The organism is Collinsella aerofaciens (assembly GCF_025289055.1).
Classification (GTDB): Bacteria; Actinomycetota; Coriobacteriia; order Coriobacteriales; family Coriobacteriaceae; genus Collinsella.
On the sequence record NZ_JAESIQ010000010.1, the window covers coordinates 1 to 17,191 of the forward strand.

20 protein-coding genes are annotated in these 17,191 nt (G+C 57.6%); 12 read left to right on the top strand and 8 right to left on the bottom strand.

Translation table 11 applies throughout. The features are described 5' to 3' along the window. Positions 1 to 316 (top strand): hypothetical protein (locus tag JMJ97_RS04095; protein ID WP_260699262.1); only part of this gene is annotated, 316 nt, incomplete at its 5' end. Between the two features lie 277 nt (positions 317 to 593). Then, positions 594 to 833, top strand: a complete 240-nt coding sequence (locus tag JMJ97_RS04100; RefSeq protein WP_260699263.1) for a hypothetical protein — start codon at positions 594 to 596, stop codon at positions 831 to 833. A 12-nt stretch (positions 834 to 845) separates the two neighbouring features. Here JMJ97_RS04100 and JMJ97_RS04105 read toward each other — a convergent pair whose 3' ends face one another. The 3 genes from JMJ97_RS04105 to JMJ97_RS04115 form a co-directional block, all read right to left on the bottom strand. Beyond that, positions 846 to 1,064: a hypothetical protein gene (locus JMJ97_RS04105; RefSeq protein WP_260699264.1), complete on the bottom strand. Its 219-nt coding sequence runs from the start codon at positions 1,062 to 1,064 to the stop codon at positions 846 to 848. Positions 1,065 to 1,283: 219 nt separating this feature from the next. Then, positions 1,284 to 1,712 carry a hypothetical protein gene (locus JMJ97_RS04110; RefSeq protein ID WP_260699265.1) on the bottom strand — a complete coding sequence of 143 codons (429 nt, stop codon included), beginning with the start codon at positions 1,710 to 1,712 and terminating at the stop codon, positions 1,284 to 1,286. A 1-nt stretch (position 1,713) separates the two neighbouring features. Beyond that, the gene (locus tag JMJ97_RS04115; protein ID WP_260699266.1) at positions 1,714 to 3,402 is read right to left on the bottom strand and encodes an ABC transporter ATP-binding protein; all 1,689 of its coding nucleotides are present in this window, start codon (positions 3,400 to 3,402) and stop codon (positions 1,714 to 1,716) included. 572 nt (positions 3,403 to 3,974) lie between these two features. On the opposite strand from JMJ97_RS04115, the gene JMJ97_RS04120 reads away from it, so the two are divergent. The 4 genes from JMJ97_RS04120 (at position 3,975) to JMJ97_RS04135 (ending at position 5,908) form a co-directional block, all read left to right on the top strand. Then, a complete protein-coding gene (locus JMJ97_RS04120) occupies positions 3,975 to 4,628 on the top strand; it encodes a DUF1648 domain-containing protein (RefSeq protein WP_260699267.1) in 654 nt (217 codons plus the stop codon). A gap of 393 nt (positions 4,629 to 5,021) precedes the next feature. Further along, the gene (locus JMJ97_RS04125; RefSeq protein WP_260699268.1) at positions 5,022 to 5,291 is read left to right on the top strand and encodes a hypothetical protein; all 270 of its coding nucleotides are present in this window, start codon (positions 5,022 to 5,024) and stop codon (positions 5,289 to 5,291) included. Between the two features lie 5 nt (positions 5,292 to 5,296). Further along, a complete protein-coding gene (locus JMJ97_RS04130; protein WP_260699269.1) occupies positions 5,297 to 5,440 on the top strand; it encodes a hypothetical protein in 144 nt (47 codons plus the stop codon). Positions 5,441 to 5,713: 273 nt separating this feature from the next. Then, a complete protein-coding gene (locus JMJ97_RS04135; RefSeq protein WP_260699270.1) occupies positions 5,714 to 5,908 on the top strand; it encodes a hypothetical protein in 195 nt (64 codons plus the stop codon). Positions 5,909 to 5,941: 33 nt separating this feature from the next. On the opposite strand, the gene JMJ97_RS04140 is transcribed toward JMJ97_RS04135, so the two are convergent. The 5 genes from JMJ97_RS04140 to JMJ97_RS04160 form a co-directional block, all read right to left on the bottom strand. Beyond that, positions 5,942 to 6,283, bottom strand: a complete 342-nt coding sequence (locus JMJ97_RS04140; protein ID WP_260699271.1) for a nucleotidyltransferase family protein — start codon at positions 6,281 to 6,283, stop codon at positions 5,942 to 5,944. A gap of 495 nt (positions 6,284 to 6,778) precedes the next feature. Next, the gene (locus JMJ97_RS04145) at positions 6,779 to 8,269 is read right to left on the bottom strand and encodes a tyrosine-type recombinase/integrase (RefSeq protein ID WP_260699272.1); all 1,491 of its coding nucleotides are present in this window, start codon (positions 8,267 to 8,269) and stop codon (positions 6,779 to 6,781) included. Positions 8,270 to 8,624: 355 nt separating this feature from the next. Then, positions 8,625 to 8,885: a gamma-glutamylcyclotransferase family protein gene (locus JMJ97_RS04150; RefSeq protein ID WP_260699273.1), complete on the bottom strand. Its 261-nt coding sequence runs from the start codon at positions 8,883 to 8,885 to the stop codon at positions 8,625 to 8,627. A 349-nt stretch (positions 8,886 to 9,234) separates the two neighbouring features. Beyond that, the gene (locus tag JMJ97_RS04155) at positions 9,235 to 10,197 is read right to left on the bottom strand and encodes a helix-turn-helix domain-containing protein (protein ID WP_260699274.1); all 963 of its coding nucleotides are present in this window, start codon (positions 10,195 to 10,197) and stop codon (positions 9,235 to 9,237) included. Positions 10,198 to 10,884: 687 nt separating this feature from the next. After that, on the bottom strand, positions 10,885 to 11,676 hold the full coding sequence (locus JMJ97_RS04160) for a 7beta-hydroxysteroid dehydrogenase (RefSeq protein ID WP_006236005.1): 792 nt from the start codon (positions 11,674 to 11,676) through the stop codon (positions 10,885 to 10,887). A gap of 665 nt (positions 11,677 to 12,341) precedes the next feature. On the opposite strand from JMJ97_RS04160, the gene JMJ97_RS04165 reads away from it, so the two are divergent. From JMJ97_RS04165 to JMJ97_RS04190, 6 genes are all read left to right on the top strand, one after another. Continuing rightward, complete coding sequence (locus JMJ97_RS04165) at positions 12,342 to 13,046, top strand: CDP-alcohol phosphatidyltransferase family protein (RefSeq protein ID WP_260699275.1); 705 nt, start codon at positions 12,342 to 12,344, stop codon at positions 13,044 to 13,046. 66 nt (positions 13,047 to 13,112) lie between these two features. Beyond that, positions 13,113 to 13,547: an FHA domain-containing protein gene (locus tag JMJ97_RS04170; RefSeq protein WP_006236002.1), complete on the top strand. Its 435-nt coding sequence runs from the start codon at positions 13,113 to 13,115 to the stop codon at positions 13,545 to 13,547. 3 nt (positions 13,548 to 13,550) lie between these two features. Then, positions 13,551 to 14,429: a transcriptional regulator FtsR gene (gene ftsR, locus JMJ97_RS04175; RefSeq protein ID WP_260699276.1), complete on the top strand. Its 879-nt coding sequence runs from the start codon at positions 13,551 to 13,553 to the stop codon at positions 14,427 to 14,429. Between the two features lie 40 nt (positions 14,430 to 14,469). After that, positions 14,470 to 15,000, top strand: coding sequence for an adenine phosphoribosyltransferase (locus JMJ97_RS04180; RefSeq protein ID WP_055309911.1), 531 nt, complete (start codon positions 14,470 to 14,472; stop codon positions 14,998 to 15,000). Between the two features lie 32 nt (positions 15,001 to 15,032). Next, positions 15,033 to 16,160, top strand: coding sequence for a coiled-coil domain-containing protein (locus tag JMJ97_RS04185; RefSeq protein ID WP_203572376.1), 1,128 nt, complete (start codon positions 15,033 to 15,035; stop codon positions 16,158 to 16,160). Between the two features lie 164 nt (positions 16,161 to 16,324). Further along, positions 16,325 to 17,191, top strand: coding sequence for a DegV family protein (locus tag JMJ97_RS04190; protein ID WP_260699277.1), 867 nt, complete (start codon positions 16,325 to 16,327; stop codon positions 17,189 to 17,191).

Genomic DNA, 17,191 nt, shown 5'->3' on the forward strand with positions numbered 1-17,191 from the left:
CACTTACAACACTATAGGCTTCATTGACGCAATCTTTTTCTATGTAGTCGGCCCCTTATCAAGCGAACTGGTCGCTTTCCTTGTCTGCCTCAACCTGAATCAACGAAGCCAAACTCATTCAGCGACTTCGGCCAAACAAGGAATCAATCTCTTCGCAATAACGATAATTCTGCAAATTCTGACAGTGTTGATTATCGCCCTGACCGCAACAAACGTTTTGAGGTATGAGTTCGGATTCATCGTGAGCTGTCTCGTGGCAATTGCCGCGGGTATAGCGGTCTCGTATACGACACTGGCAAAGAAGTGGCTCAACTAACAGGGCCTATTTGGAATCCGAATCGTCCATGGAGCCGTCGATGCCGATTTTGGTGTCGTCGTCCGTATTGGAATCGTCATCCTTGGGGCTTATAGGACAAATTGTGTATATCTCATAATGTATACGTTGCACCATGAGAGAGGGGTCTGTCATGAGCTGGAAACCGAGAAAATGCGTTATCGCCGGTCTCGTGACAACCGGTCCAGGCGGCGGCTTTTTTGCAACCGCAATGACATCGTACCGACTTTTCACTTGCATGCTCTGAAAGGAAGTCGCCATGTTGTCGCAAAATGAATCGAGATACTTGAACACAATCGGCTTTGCCCTGCTTGCATTACTCTTTGCTAGCGACCTTTTGCTGAAACCGCCCAAGGAACTCGTTTCGCTTGCCATAGCCTGCATTTCCGCCCTTTACTTTACGGCAACCCTATTCGTCGGACTAAAGGAGAGGAAAAAGGGCGCAGTCGCTGCATCTGCCGTAGGCGTGATCATAGCCATTGCCTCATTCTTTGTCTGACGCATTGGTGATCTAGGGGCGATATCGTAGGAATACGACCGGGGGAGCCGGGACCAGATTGCCCGGGTTGCCCGGTCGGCTCGCGCGACGGCGCGGCGGTTCGACAGAAAGCTCTCCGGACTTCACGCCGTTTCTGATCGCATTGTAGACAGCCATCTCGTCTTCGCAGTCGGCGAGCACGCGGTGTGCGTCGTCGTTTTGGATGTACAGTAAATCTCGAAGGTCCTCCATGCACCAGCGTCCGAGATTTGGCCATGCGCGTCGCGCGAGCTGATAAGTGTCGATTGCGATGTTGTAGTTAAAGTCCAGGCCAAAGCCGTCCCAGGCAGAACGGCATTGTTTCCTTGATTATCAACTTCATCCGGACACTTCCCGCATTCATCCGTGTGTGTACGGATGAATGCGGGGTTCGATACCCCGGCGGCCTGATCGGCAGGCCGCCGGGAATTCTCACTCCTCGATAAAAGCCGGCACTCGGTTAGTCCTGCGCATCTTGAAATCGCCAGTCTCGTGGGAGACGTAGAGAATACCGTCCATCCCGTCTCGCGATGCATATGACAGGTGAACAGAACCGCAATCCGATCCATCATTGTCGAGAAGATCGAACGAATTCGGATCGCTCGTTGCGGCCAAACGACCGCTCAGACAAGAGCCATCGTCATTACAGATTTGCCATTCCATGTCTTCGCCTGCAAGAATCGCCATAGACGGCCCGGTCGCGCCATCGCTGACATACATCCCGTCTATGCCAAAACCGTTTTCAGCGCCATCGATAAACGACTGCTCGGACCTATACCTCGCGAATGATGCGCACAGCGCCATTGCAAGACCGATCGCAAGGCCAACAATCGCTATCTTTGCATAGCTCTTGCCTATCATGTCATTCACCTCCCTCGTATGTATCGAGGTATTTCTGCTTGAGCGTCTGCGAGGACGACTTGATCTTTTCCACGAGCGTGCCGGCCTCGATGAAGTAGAACGAGTTGGTGAGGTCTGCCAGGTCGTCGAGCAGATGGCTTGAAATGAGCACGCTGCGTCCCCGCGCCACCTCGCTGCGCATCGCGTCGCAGGAGGTTTTCCGTTTTCCAGGATCGAGGCCGTTCAGCGGTTCATCGAGGATGAGGTACGGGCAATCGGTCGCTATCGCCATGGCAAGCTTTACCTGCTGCTTCATTCCTGTCGAGAGTTTACGGGTCGGCTTGTCGAGATATGGGGAGATTCCGAGGGAGTCGCAGAGCGAGTCGATGTCGGCGGCCGATTTCCACGCCTCCCTAACGAAAGCAAGGTGCTCGATGGCCGATAGCGTGGGATAGAGATCCGCGCTGCCCGAAGAGCTCAGGTAGACGAGTTCTGCAAATTCGGCTGATCGACGTTGGCAGATTCCGTCTGCCGCCAGGCTTCCCGAGCGGATGCGGGTGGGAAATTGGCCCGACAGCGCTTCAAGAAGGGTGGTTTTCCCCGAGCCGTTGGGAGCAACGAGGCCCGCCGCCGTTCCCGGGCTCAGGAAAAGCGACCCGATTGAAAGTATCGTCGTGCTCCCGTATCCCACGCTCGCGTCTAGAAGCTCGAGCCCATGGTGCTTTTTCGCGGGTCCAGGCTGTTTGGGGGAACGTGTCGCAACGGCGCCGACCGCAAAAAGGACCGCGACGTATGCCAGGGCCACGGCAAGCATCGATGCGCTGCCCGAACCGGAGCCAATGAATTCTGTCGGGAAGCATCCTACGTAACCCGTTGCCTCGATAGGCGAGAACACGGCCAGCGGCAGGAGCCCGAGCGCAGCGTTATGCCCTAGTGCCGAATCGGACAGTAACGGGAATGCCGGGGCCGCGACAAGCAGCGCGGAGGTAAGGGGGCCCGCGAGGACGCGCCTCGTTGCGGTCGATAGGACGGCGGAGCAAACGGATATCAAGGTTCCGCCCGCAAGCAGCGCGAGAAGCAGGGCTGTGAAGACGTTTCCCGCGGTCGTGGTGGTAAGCGCGCCGTCATGGAAGAAGGCGATCGGGTACCCAATTTGCCCGAAGCCGTTTAGGGCCAAGGCGTAAATGCCCCCGGGTGCGAGGCCGGCGAGGAGCATCGCGGTCCCCGCGACGATTATCGAAAACACGATCTGAATAAGGCGCCGGAATTTGGGCACGGGCGCCTTTGCCGCCAGGGTCCCGGGCCTTGTGGCGCCGAGCACGAGTATCGACGAGAGAAGGAAGGGGATGAAGGGAAGGAAAGACGGCGCCGTGGCAATGGCGTAAGGCAGGAAGGAAAGGAATGGCAGGTCGTTTGCGGAGGCCGGGATATCCGTGATGCCGGAGCTGCTCAGGGCACGGCAATACGCGAGGTCTGCGTCATTGGTCTCTTGGTCTCCCACGATGGACCCGGATTGGAAGCCTTCGTCCATGAGCGCGTAGTAGCTCTCGGCAGAATCGAGAAAGGCGGCGTCAGTTTGAGCGGCAAGGGCGGCGTTCGCGTATCTTGCAAGCTCCGCGTCAGCTTGCTGCTCTGGAGATAGGTCTGTGCCGCTGGCCTGGGGCGCGCGCGTATTGAATGCGTCGACAAAGCTCTGCATGCCCTGTTTCATAAAGAAGGGCCCGTAGATGGGTGAATTGAACGCAATGGGGACGGAAAAGGCTGCAGCGAGAACGAGCGTACAAATCCATACGGCCTTGTCTCTTAGGATTAGTTTGAGAAGAAGTCGACAGTACATTTAGAAGCACCTACGTTCCTCAAAGAATTGTTAGATTAAAAGTAACAGACCGGATGAAGATGCGTAAGATGGGGGCGAGGCGAATGGCTGAGCGGTATCGATACGCGGGTTCAACGGTATTATATTGACCACATAGATTATTAACTTGCTTCACTTGTAAACCTAATCGTCCTGTCATCATATTCAACTTCGAAAAAAGGGGAATGAGGGCATCCCGATGCATCGAGTATTACTGGAACCCTGGCGATACGCTGAATGATTTGTGACGAATAGTCATGTCCATCAAGAAGGCTCGACGCTTCGGGCAGCTAGTCAATCGATATATCAATTCTTGGAGGCATGTATTCCTACCATTTTTAAAGAAACAACGGCGGTAATCGCTATCGCGATTGCGCCAATAATACCGAGCGCCATCTATTTATACTTGATTTAAGGCGGAGTGGAATGTGGGCGCGCAAGGAGATGCGGAATCGATGAGAGCCTCAAAAAAAATTACTGCAGTGTTATCATCTTTCATCCTCTCTTTTCTTCCATTTCTGATTCTATGGGCGGCTTGGTCAGTCCTCCCTGATACAATTCCCGCTCATTGGAGTGGGGGTGTGGTTGATCGATGGGGTAATAAGCTTGAATTGCTGGTTGTTCCGCTGTTTTCTCTGATTGGTTCTATTGCAATTTCTGTGTACCTTATTGTTTCCACGCGGCGAAGAGAGTTCGCGGATTTCTCTGTTCGAATGCGACGGGACTTTGTTGCGTGCTATATTTCTAGTCTTCTTTTATCGACAACCTGCTCAGTGATAATTGCCGTTTGGGTTCAGTTGATTCTTACGCAAAGCACTGCGGTTGATGGGGGGCTTGGACTATCGATCCTGTATTCCCTTCCCGGGCTATATGTGATCTTGTGCGCTTTGCCGCCTTTTTATGCGAACGGCGAGAGCAAAAAGGCAGAGCGCCTGATAACAGTTCTTATTGGCGGCGCGGAAATTGTTCTTTGTGGAATAGTGCTTGAAGGTTCGGCTGCCTCTTATGCGATGATTGGACTGATGATTCTGTTCTGTGCGTTTGAGATTGTGTCACAGGTAAGGGATAGCCGGTCCTTATGAGTTGAATTACGCGCGTGCGGATATAAAGGTTGGCATGTTAAGCTGGTCGTTTTCTCGTTCTGTGACATTTGCAGTAGGATGAGTGGGACTAGGCGCGCTGCGGTGTGATGGTGACGGTTGAGACTTGTATCGCTGCAAATCCGCTGATGCACATTTTGCTATTGGGCTTGAAGGTAGGACCGACAGGCCTTTGTTTGGGATGTTCTGGTCGTCCAACGCGTGTTGCACGGCTGTATATTGTTACGCTCGTTCGGCGCTCCGTTGGAGCATTTCCGGGTTTGTCAGCATCATGACTTGGCCAAGTGACACGCTTGCCGGGACGGTTGTAACGCCGCGCCGGTTCCGTGTGCTCCTTCGTTGTTGGCCTGTCCAGCCGGGGGCGGATTCGGCCTCATGTTGTGGCGCACGGCCAACACCGAGATCGACTGCGACGTCCTATTCCAGTACTGCGACCTGCGCGAGGTCTACAAGCCGCTCGAGTACCTCAACGTCGCCCTCCAGTACGATGATATCCCGTACCGCAAGTGGTCGTCCCCGCTCGACCTAAAGGAGATCGGGATGGACGACCCAGCCTGCACGAGAGGTGCGCCCTGCAGCTCGGCTGGGAGCTCGCGGGGAATGACGCCACACGCGACCGCGCCGACATGTCCGTCGATGAGCTGATCGGGATGGGCGAGAACGAGGCGGAGGGCCGCGAGCTGGTCGTCTGGCTCCACGGCTACATGGACCCCTATGAGGGCGAGATCGACACCGCGAGGTATTCCAAAGACCAACTCGTCGAGATGGTGTTTCCCGACGGGATGCTGCCGTAGGCCCCCGACGGATGAAGGGGTCTGGCCGGCTTGGGCTCGTTGCCGGGCACGGTTCAGCCATCGAGTGGCCCCAGGCGGGGCGGGGAGGATATGCCGCTGCATGCGTTGCGGCTTCCCTAGGGTTGGCTGTATCCGAACCCATTCGAGCCTATACACTTCGCCGGCTTTTTCCATCGGTCTTGCCGCAGCGGCAATGTCCGCACGAGCAGATATCATCGGATTCACGGAAAGGCGTTCGCCGCAGACGCACGCGTCGCGGCAGGGGGAGGAACCATGCTGGCTGAGAAACTGGTACGCGCGAGGGGCGCCGGCATACCGTGGGCGGACAAGACCGGCATACAGCGCTTCTTCACTGTCTTCGGCCCGGTCATCTACATAGCCTGGGGACTCCTGCTGGCGTTCGGGACCGTGTGCGCGGCGATCATCGCGTGTGCGTTCGAGCGGAACCCGCCGAGGAGAAGGCGGTAGGTGGCATACACCCCTCGTCGCACGCACCGGGCCTCAATCCCTAAAATATATAAGTACGCCTTCCGTTTTCAGGTTTTCGATGAACCTGTCCGTGGCACCATTGAGCCTCACGGTGACGTCGACGTCCCTGCCGAGTGCGGACGCGAGCGAGTCGAGCATGGACAGGTAATCGGAGGACGTGCAGGACGGATCCAGCCCGAGGAAGAAATCGACGTCGGATGAATCCTTCTGCTCGCCCCTTGCGAACGAGCCGAACAGTACGGCCTTTTTGACGAACGGGTTGGCAGCGAAAACCGAACGGGAGCGAGTGACGGCATCGAGACGGTTGCCCACGGGGGCCGAGGGGTTCTCGCAGTCCTCAACGAGCCATTTCATCGCCGCTTCCTCCTTCGGATTAACCCATTGTCTTCGATTGTAATTTTCCCGCCATGCCGCAGGCGACAAGTTTTCGCAATCGGGTCGGGAACGCACCTATATATAAGTGTATATCCCAGACGGGCTATCGCCTTCAGGCAAGCGACCACGCGCACGGTAATCTTCCGCGCCGTGCCCGTAGCGGCCTACGCCGCTACACGGCTACACGCCTACGGGGCTACACGCCGCCGCCCGGCCGAACGGCGGGTGGGTCGCCCATGGGCGCCCTCGGGCCATGCTCCCATTTTTGAGAGAGCTGCCGTCGGGGCTTCCCGAAAGCCGCCTGCATTCCCGCGGACGCATTGCGCAATCGTAAAAAGAAGGGCACGGACGTCCGCGTTCGCGGAAACCCGTGCCGCATTTGCGTAACCGAGAAGACCGGGTAGAATCTATCTAAACGCGTTTCCACATTCCCGTACTTGCACTACGGATTTGGGAAAGCGAATGCCTCAGCCTCTACTCGACCACGGTCGCCTCGGTCGGGATGGCCCCCAGCACTGCCGCGTACTCGGTGGGGTAGAGGCGGCTGATGGTCTGAACGTCGCGGATGAGGACGTTGCGGTCGTCGGGCTCGGAGATGCCGTAGCCGAACGCCTCGAGCGTCTCGATCGCCTCGCGGATCTTCTGCTGGAACATGGGGCCGGGGTCCACCCTCAGGCCGAGATAGCCGCGCCACAGGCTCGGCGACACGCGAAGCATGTTCTGGATCTTGGACATCGGCTCGATGTCGGCGTAGACGTTGAGCGTGACCATGGCGTCCTTGTGCCCGAGGATCGACTGCAGCGCCTTGATGTCGCCGCCGTGGCGGATCCACTGCGTCGCGAAGGTGTGGCGCAGGCCGTGGAACGTGATCAGCTCGTCGTTGGTGCCCATGAGGCCGTTGGTCTCCGAGAACGTCTTGAACGCCCTGCGGATGTAGCTGGTGGTGGCGAAGGAGCCGTCCGGCCGCGACACGACGTAGCTGTCCGCGAGGTCGCGCAGGCCGAGGGCCGATGCCTCCCGGAGCCTCTGCGAATCGATATCGTGGATCTCTTTCAGGAAGGGGAGCAGGCCCACCGGGTCGATGGGGATCGTCCTCAGGTCGTGGTTCTTGGTGTCCTTGATGAAGGAGCCCCTGTCCTTGACGTAGGCCACCGAGTGCCTGACCGTGATGAGCCCCGACTCGAAGTCGACGTCGCACCAGCGCAGGCCGCAGACCTCGCCGATGCGCATCCCGGTGTGCAGGGCGAGCACGACCGCCCGCCTGAAGGTCGAGTCCGGCATCATCGAGGTCACCGAGTTGAGCTTCGGCACGAGGTCGGAGCGCAGCGCGTTCCTGGGCCTGGCGATGACCCTGGGCGCGAGGGCGCCGTCGAACGGGTTCCTCCCGATCGTGTCGTTGCTCCTCTTCAGCAGGACGGCGTAGAGCCGCTTGCCGAGCTTGAAGGACTTGTTGAGCGTGTCCGGAGCGGTGCCCAGGGCGATCCTGCGCCTCGACCACGCGTTGACGTCGTCGGTCGTCACCTCGTTCACGGGGACGAGGCCGAGCTCGTCGCGCTCGATGTGCAGGGCGCTGTAGTGGTAGTCGTCGCGGGTGGTCGGGGTGATCCTGTTCATCTCCAGGCAGAAGTCGATGAACTTCTCGAGCGCCTCGGAGAGCGGCAGCGCGGCGTAGTCGTCACGCTTCTCGGCGGGAAGCCCGGCGCCGACAGCGGCCCTCGCCTCCTCAGCCTCGGCGAGCTCGAGCTCGATCTCCGACCTGAATTCCGAGAGGAAGCGCATCGCCGCCGCCTTTCCCCTCGTGCTCTGCTTCAGGCAGGGCACGCCGGTGTTCTTGGTCCTCTGGACCTTCTTCCCGGTCATCTCGTCGGCCACCGTCACGACGGCCTGCCACTTGCCCTTGTTCTTCCTCACGCCGCCGGGTCCGCATACGCGTAAGGTTTTATTGCTGCATTTCTCGTTTTTCATGTCTGCTCCTAAATCCACAGTTGATTAGAAACAGATGGGCCCACCTGCGGGAACCCGGGGAGACGACGATTCGGGGCTCCTACCCCCGTTGATTAAGTCATCGGCTGCACCGCGCTCCGCAAAACCGATAATATTCTAACTTGACAAAACGCGCTGAGCTGGGTTAATTTACATACGTAAAAACGCTCTACTTGCGCTATCTGCGCGTGCTTTAACAAAATAACCACAGGTCAGGGCCATTCTGGGCCCGCTGGGGGTCAAGGGGTCGCTGGTTCGAATCCAGTCGTCCCGACCAGAAGTTTGCAGGTCAGGCACCTAGTGCCTGACCTTTTTTTATGCTGGGTCACCAGATGGGTCACGAATGGGTCACCGGCTGTTTTTTTAGATGATAAAGACATGCCTTTCTACCTGCCGCGCCCAACCCGGATAGGTATCCGGCGGTGTCGAACGCCAGTTCATAGCCGTTCAGGGTCGCTTTGCCCAGCAGCACCGCGCCGGGGCAGCGGGTTTCAACTTGATGGATATCAAGGTTGCTACCGTACGCGAAGTTGATGATCGAGGGTGCAGTCTCGGGGTGACGGGCTGAGGCGTTGTTGCGCTTCTCATTGTACTTCATGGTTCACGCCTTTCGGTGTTGTGATGGGCTTCGGTCGCTCGAGCTGATTGCAGCATACAGTCTGAAGCCGAAAAGGCGTGAAAACCTGAGATTGTCATTTTAAGAAATAGAACGAAAAGGACGGCCATGCACGAAATCGCGCAGGCAGAAAGCGCTGTTCGAGGCGCATCCTGCGAAAGGATACCCGTTCAGAAGCGTTGTTGCCAGTTTTTATCGATTCAATTTTTTACGAGCGCACGAAGAGGTTGCGTTTAGAAAAACGCAAGGGCGGCTGTTTTGCCTGTAAGCAAACATGAAATCGACCGCAGCGGTACCGCCTGGGAGGGCGGACGAGGGACTTGGCCGCAACCTAATCCCCGGGTGCGGCTGCTACGCTCACTACTTGAGAATCGTAGACCGCCCAGTATGTTCCATCCAAGAGTCGCAACACGAAACAGCGGTCATCTTTGCCTATTTCGGCGGCGTTTACGCATTTCTGAAGATCGGCGTGGCGCGCGTAGCGGCCGACGAGCTTACCTCCATTTACAAGCACGACTTTAAGGTCGAGGCCCATCTTCTCGTACATGACAATGCGATCTAAAACGGACACCTCGCTTGAGTCGAAGTCGGGCCTTTGCCCACCGCGGCGAATCCCTCGTTCAGTCAATGCCCTGTCGATCCCGCCCTTTGCGTAGTCGCTCAGCTGGGAATAGATTCTGCCAGCGAGATCATCGGCCAAGACGCGCTCTGGGTCCCCGCCTGACCGTTCCGCTCGAAACTCGCCTAATGCCGACAGCATCAGGTACACCTCATGCAATCGCAGCGGCAGGAAGATCGGGCGAGCCGTCGACTTCAGGCCGCCGCGGCTTGTCGGCTCGGCCTTGATGTAGGAGTCGCCAAAACGCACGCCGCCTGCCAGGGCGCTCAGGCGTTTTTGCACCGCCGTGCGCGAGCAGCCCAGGTACGCGGCGATCGCTTGCTGGGTCATTCCCTTATGCGCCGCTTTGAGCAGCATGAGATTTGCCTCGTCCGTGCCTATGAACGATTTGTCCAAGTTGTAGTGGCGCTTTTTCAGGGCGCCGCCAATCTCGTTGCCCTTTTCGAACAGCTCGTGCACGCTCAGGAACAATTCATGGCGGCCGTTGCTTTGGGGGCCTTCCTCTGAGTTGGCATAATCTGCCAGCGCCTTGCAAAACGAGCGATAGTTTTCGTCGGTGACGAAAATGGGCCACTGCATGTTGTGAAAGCGTGTGCCTTCACGTGTGTCGGCGAATTTCGCATACGCAGACTCAGGATCGCAACCGACCCTTTCCGCAATTTCCGCAACTCTCATGCCAATCCCTTCCGCAACCCAATCACACGCACGAAAAACCTATCAAGCCAGAAGATTGATGTGGCAAAAAAGAAGAAGAGGCATTACACCCCTCCTTCCGGACAGCCTGTATCCCGGTTCCCTGCCCGCCAGTTCGCCCTCCCCGAAACCCTCGGGGCGCTATGGGGTCGAGCCCCTCCGCATGGAAAATTCTATCGCGGTCATGCCCGCTATGCGTGTCACGCACACCACGCCAAACGTCAGGTTTACCAGCCGGGACTGAGCCCTCTTTCGAGAGCAGGGTTATATTAGCATCTACAAACTCGAAAAACCCTGCCGCATTTGAGGAGTACCAAGAAAAAGGTCTACACCTTGAATATCAACCTCATCCGAACACCTCCCGCATTCATCCGAACAAGTACGGATGAATGCGGGAATCCGATACCCTGAGGGCCGGATCGGCCGAGCCACTGGGCACAAGCGGGACACGGTCCAGAGGATGCCGGGGCGCGGGGTCCCGTGCGGGGAGATCGCGAGGGAGCCGGGCAGGTCGCCCTCGACGATGAGCGCAGAGATACCGTCGCGCCCACCCATGAAAAGAGGGTTCCCTCGCAGGCGCCGCATCCGCACGTCCCCGCAAAGAAACCCTCGCACTCGCATCTCTACCTGCGAACCCGTATGCAGCCTCGCGCGTGTGTTCCGCAGTTGCTAGTCGCGGTAGAACGAGCCCATGTAGCGGATGTACTCGTCCTCGGTGTGGTTTGCCTTCCAGTCGTGGACGGAGTCCTTGTTGCGCTGGCCGGCGATGACGGAGAGCTCCTTACCCAGCTTCTCAAAGGCCTCGTCGACGCACTCCTCGGGGGTGAGGGCGATCTTCATGACGGCCTCGCCCTGCGGGCCGCCGGGGAGGTTGGACAGCAGGCTGGGGGTTAGGGTGGTGCCGAGGGTGATGACCTCGACGTCGACGCCGGTGCCCTCGCACTCGCAGGCCACGGCCTCGGTCATCTTGAGGATGAAGGCCTTGCCCGCGCCGTACTGGCCGTTCCAGGGGCTGGAGCTGATGCCGGTCATCGACGAGACGTTGATCACGGCGCCGCGGTCCTGGGCGGCAAAGATCCGCATGTAGTGGTGGAAGCACTTGAGGAAGGTCACGACGTTGACGTTGATCATGGCCTCGTGCTTCTCCCAGGGGGTGTCCTGGATCTTACCGAAGCTGTGCAGGCAGGCCACGTAGCTCATGAAGCCCATGTCCAGGCCCTCGGTCGCGGCGAAGACGGTCTCGGCAGCGCCGGGCTGGCTAAAGTCGGCGCGCACGACCTTGGTCTCCACGCCGTAGGTCTCGCGGATCTCGCCTGCGAGCACGTTCAGCTTCTCCTCGCGACGGCCGACCATGACGACGTTCATGCCGCCGGCGGCGATCTTCTCGCAGAACGCCTTGCCGACGCCCTCGGTCGCGCCCAGGATCAGGCCCCACTCACCGTACTTCTCCCTCAGGTTCATGCTGCATCCTCTCTCTCGATGCCCATGCGGGCACATCTCCTTTAGCGTGCGACCGCACAGCCGCACACGGTGCACCATTATGCGCTGAACAAGAGGGGAGCGTGTTCACGACTTTGCGAACGAGCCCGTAACAACGATGAACGGTGTCGGTCTATCACCACGAAGAAACCCTTGCGGCATCGAGAGAGGAGGTGCTGGCAGGTGGAACCAAAAGGTGAACGCCGCCATCTCTAGCTCCACCTTATCGGGTTTCCCGTCGCAAGCGATGCTTCAAAGAGCTTGCGCAGCGAAACGTTGGCGAAGGTCCAGGACCACGCTTTGCTGCTGCCCACTGTGACTCGGCCCTCGGCTCTGCGTAGAACCCGAAGCCGCTTTTGCAGTCGATGCGATTGACTCCGTCGAGGTCGGTGAGGGTGTAGCTTTCGCCCTCTCCATCCTGGCTCGAGCGTCCCTTGCGCTCGAAAGCAAAGTGACTTGACGCGAAGAGCACCTCACCAGCGCCGTTAATTTTTGGCATCTTTGGGGGCTGATGTACACAAATGCGACTCCACGTGCCGACCAGCAACGTCCTCCACATGTCTGGACTCTCTATGCTTGCGCTGGATAGACATCGCAGGAACGGGTATAGTATCGAAAGTTTTGTCGTTAACCAGCGGGGGAGTCCTGTGGGCATCAAAAAGAAGATCAAAAAGGAGCTTATCGGCACTTCCGATTACCCGTCGAATAAGATCTTTACGATCTCCAATTTCATCACCTTTACGCGCCTGATCCTCACCCTGGTATTTCTGTACCTGTTTGTGACGGACAACAACCGCGTCATCGCCATCGTTATCTACGCCGTTGCCGCCTCCACCGACTGGATGGACGGTCAGATCGCCCGCATGACTAAGACGGTCTCATGGCTCGGCAAGGTCATGGATCCCATCTGCGACCGTGCGCTGCTGTTCACCGGCGTCTTGGGACTGGTGGTCCGCGGAGAGCTACCCATCTGGGTCTGCGTGCTCATTATTGGCCGCGATATCTATCTGGGCATCGGCACGCTTATCGTGCGTCATTATCACCGTCGCCCCATCGATGTCGTCTTCCCCGGAAAGATTGCCACAGCGCTGCTCATGACCGGATTCTCGCTCATGCTGCTCGGGTTCCCCGTTGTTGACGGCCTGCAACTTTTACCTTCAACCCTCACGGCCTTCCCGGGCCTCAACGGAAGCTCGGTGCCCCTCGGCATCTTCTTTGTGTACGGCGGCGTGATCTTCTCCATGCTCACGGCTGTCATCTACTCCATTAAGGGCGGAGCGGCCATTAAACAGGCTCTCACGCATCCCGAGGACGAGGACATCGACTTTCTGAACCCTGAAATCGAAGACTGATTCGTTGGGGTATGATTACGTACGGTTCATTATTTGCGGCACGTCCGCGATAAGTTAGGGGTTGTCATGGACAACATGGTTAACAATATGCCTCAGAATGATAAGACTGCTGACGCTACCTGCGTATTCCGCGTGCCTTCAAGCGACGTCACCGTTCCCGACCTCATGGCCAACGTGCGCATCACCGCCCCCGTTCTGTCCATCGTCAAGGGTCCGCAGACTGGTGCCGCCTTTGAGCTCGAGGACGACGTGACCACCATCGGCCGCGATCCTGCGAACGGTATCTTCCTCAATGACATGACCGTATCGCGCAGCCATGCGCGCATTATTCGCGAGGGCCTCGGCGCTCGCATCGAGGACCTGGGCTCGCTCAATGGCACCTGGGTCGACGGTGCCATCGTCAATGCAGCCCCGCTGCACGACGGTTCTTCCGTCCAGATCGGTACGTTTACGCTCATCTACCACGAGAGCACGCCGGAGCGCATCGAAACCGGTGAGTAGGGCATGGCCGAACGCAACTATCTGAGTATCGGCCAAGTCGTCAACCTACTTCGAGGCGCATACCCCGATCTTTCGAACTCAAAAATTAGATTTCTAGAGGATGAGGGGCTCATTACCCCTCATCGTACGCCTAAGGGATACCGTCAGTACTCCAAGGAGGACGTTGATCGCCTAGAGGTCATTCTGCACTTGCAGAAGACTCGCTACATGCCGCTCAACGTGATTAAGCAGCGCTTGGAAAATGCCACGGACCTGTCAACGCTCGCCTACGAGGTGGGCTTGCTGTCCGATGTTCCGCTCAAGACGGAGCCCAAGGAGACTAAACAAAAGCTGCATCCCATCGAGACCATTCCCGATATGCTGGGCGTCGAGATTTCGTTTATCCGCTCGCTCGCCGAGAACGACCTCATTCGCATCATCAAGAGTCCGCAGAATCGTGAGCTCGTCGATGGCCGCGATTTTCCGATTATCCGTTACTGCGCCGAGCTGTCACGCTTCCATATCGAGCCGCGCAACCTGCGCCAGTACGTGTCTTCCGCCAACCGCGAGTCCTCGATGTTTGAGCAGGTGCTCGTGAGCATGCTCGGAATGGATACCTCCGATGACGAGCGCGACGCCAAGCTCGAGCGTGCGTTTAAGAAGCTTCACGACCTGACGGAGGGCGTGCACACCGCGCTGCTCAAGAACCGCGTTTTTGAGTCGCTCAACGCCGTGGTCGAGGACGCCGACATCGATGCACTCGATGAGGAAATCACTCGCTCCGAGTCAACCAAGGCCAAAAACGAAGAGATAGGCGCGCCGGCTTCGCACGAGGATTCCCTCGTAAAGCCGCTCAAGGTCGTCACCCCTTCGCAATCCGGCACCGCCACCGCGGGCAAATAACAGTTGCCGCTTATCCGGCAACCCATTGAAAGGTCATGCAATGTACGACTTCGAATCTCAAATCGTCGACATCCCCGACTATCCCGAGCCCGGAGTCATCTTTAAAGACATCACGCCGCTCTTTGGCAATCCCGAGGCGCTCAAAGCCATGACCGATTCCCTCGCCGAGCACTTTGCCGGCATGGGAATCACCAAGGTCGTGGGCCCCGAGGCTCGCGGCTTTATGGTTGGCGTACCGGTGGCTGTAGCCCTTGGCGCCGGCTTTGTTCCCGCACGTAAACCGGGCAAGCTACCGCGCGAGACCGTGAGCCAGAGCTACGAGCTCGAGTACGGAACGGATTCCATTGAGATCCATGCCGACGCTATCAGCTCTAAAGATACCGTGTTGATTCTGGACGACTTGGTCGCGACGGGCGGAACCGTCGAGGCAACAGGTAAACTGGTGCGAGATATGGGCGCAAAGCTTGTCGGTTACGGTTGTATCCTTGAGCTTGCGTTTCTCAACCCGCGCGAGAAGCTCACGCCGTCTGATGACGATGTGGAGCTCTTTAGCCTGGTGACGGTGGACTAGCCGTTACCCTTAGTTACTGGAAAGGAAGCTACATGCGCACAGCAAACACGCACAAAAACATGGCACGCTGCGCTGCTACGGCAACCCTCGCTTGTGTTTTGGGCTTGGGCCTCGCGGCTCCTGCCTACGCCGATACCGCATCCGACCTTGCCGCTGCTCGTACGAAGCTCGAGCAGATCGGTACCCAAACCCAGCAGATTTACGATGAGCTCGCCACGCAGACGCAGGCACTCGATCAGACTGCTGGCGAGATCACGCAAAAGCAGCAGGAGATCGCCGATGGTCAGGCCAAACTCTCGACCTATGTCGCCGGCGAGTACAAAACCGGCGGTCTGAGCCTGCTTCAGGTTCTGACGGGTGTCGATGACCTGAGCGATATGCTCAACCGTTTGTTCTACTACGGCAAAGTTTCCGATAAGCAAGCTCAGACCATTCAAGAGGTCAAAGAGCTTAAGCAGCAGCTCACCGATAAGCAGGCCGAGCAGGAGAAGAACGTCGCCACCACGCAAAAGAAGGTTGACGAGCTTAACGCCCAGCAGGCTGAAGCCCAGAACGTCGTAAACTCCCTGGATTCGCAGCTGCAAGCCGAGCTTGCCGCAGAGGCCGAGGCCAACGCCGCGCTGCAGGCCGGCATCAACGCCAGCACCGCCGAGAAGGCCACGGTGAGCAACGAGACTGCCGGTACGACCGAGAAGACCAACAACGGTGGCCAGACCAGCAATAACAACAACCAGGGCGGCAACACTCCGGCTCCTACGCCGGCACCTGCTCCGACGCCGCAGCCCTCCACACCTGCTCCGGCTCCGACGCCTTCTGCTCCGAGCCAGTCCGTCGACGGCGGTTCTGTTGTATCGCGTGCATACAGTAAGCTTGGTTGCGCTTATTCCTGGGGCGGAATTGGCCCGAACAGCTTCGACTGCTCTGGTTTTGTTAGCTATTGCCTCACTGGTCGCTATTGCCGCCTGGGCACCACGGGTACCTTTATGGGCTGGACGCGTGTGTCCGATCCGCAGCCCGGTGACGTTGTGGTCAACTCGTACCACACCGGCATTTACATCGGTGGTGGTCAGATGATTCATGCTTCCGACTACAACACGGGTGTTATCATCAGCTCTGTTGCCGCCGGCATGAACAATAACTACATCTTCGTGCGCTACTAAGTATTCAGATAAAGCAAACGGATATGGACCTCGTGGCTTTGAGTCATGGGGTCCATTCTTTTACCTTTCGTGCAGGTCGCTATCAAGTTTTGAATACTAGATAGCGACCCAATCGGTCTGCAAGATGGCTATAATTGTTAGGGAACAATTAGAAAGGACCCTCTATGAGCTGGGCACTTATCTCCGATTCAAGCTGCAACCTCCGCGATTGGCAACCGACCGCGCCCCATACCACCTTTTCATTTGCGCCCCTCAAAATTCGAGTGGGGGAGCGTGAATTCGTCGATGACCTTTCGCTTGATGTTCATGAGCTCAACTGCGCTGTTCAGGCGGAGACGAACGCTTCTTCGAGCGCTTGTCCCAGCGTAGGGGAGTGGGCCGAGCTCTTCAAATTGGCAGACAAGACCATCTGCATGCCGATCTCTGAGGGCGTGTCGGGCAGCTACAACGCGGCAGCCACGGCTCGCGATATGGTTCTTGCCGAGGAACCGGACCGACAGATTCATCTAGTCAATTCACGCGCAGCTGGCGGCAAAATGGACCTCATTTTCCTGCTGTTCGACCGCTATCTTGCAAGCAACCCGGATGTCTCATTCGAGGATGCTTGCGCATACTTCGATAGTCTTGAACAGAACAGCAAAATCCTCTTCAGTTTGTGCAATTACGAAAACCTCGCCAAAGCCGGACGTATCCCTAAGGCAGCCGGCGTCATTGCCAACAAGCTCAATATCCGCATTTTGGGCACGGCGAGTGAGGCCGGTAAAATCGAACTCGTCGGGCACACGCGTGGCGAAAAGAAGATGCTCAACAAGATCATCGACACCATGGAAGCCGAGGGCTTTACGGGCGGTGAGGTCGTCATCGACCATGTGGAAAACGTATCGAGCGCCCAGGCGCTGGCCGATCGCATTATTGAGCATTGGCCCGACTCCAAGACCATCATTATGCCCTGCAATGGCCTGGATTCCTATTACGCCGAGATGCACGGCCTCATCATCGGCTATGGCATGGGCGTAGCTTCGGGCAAATAA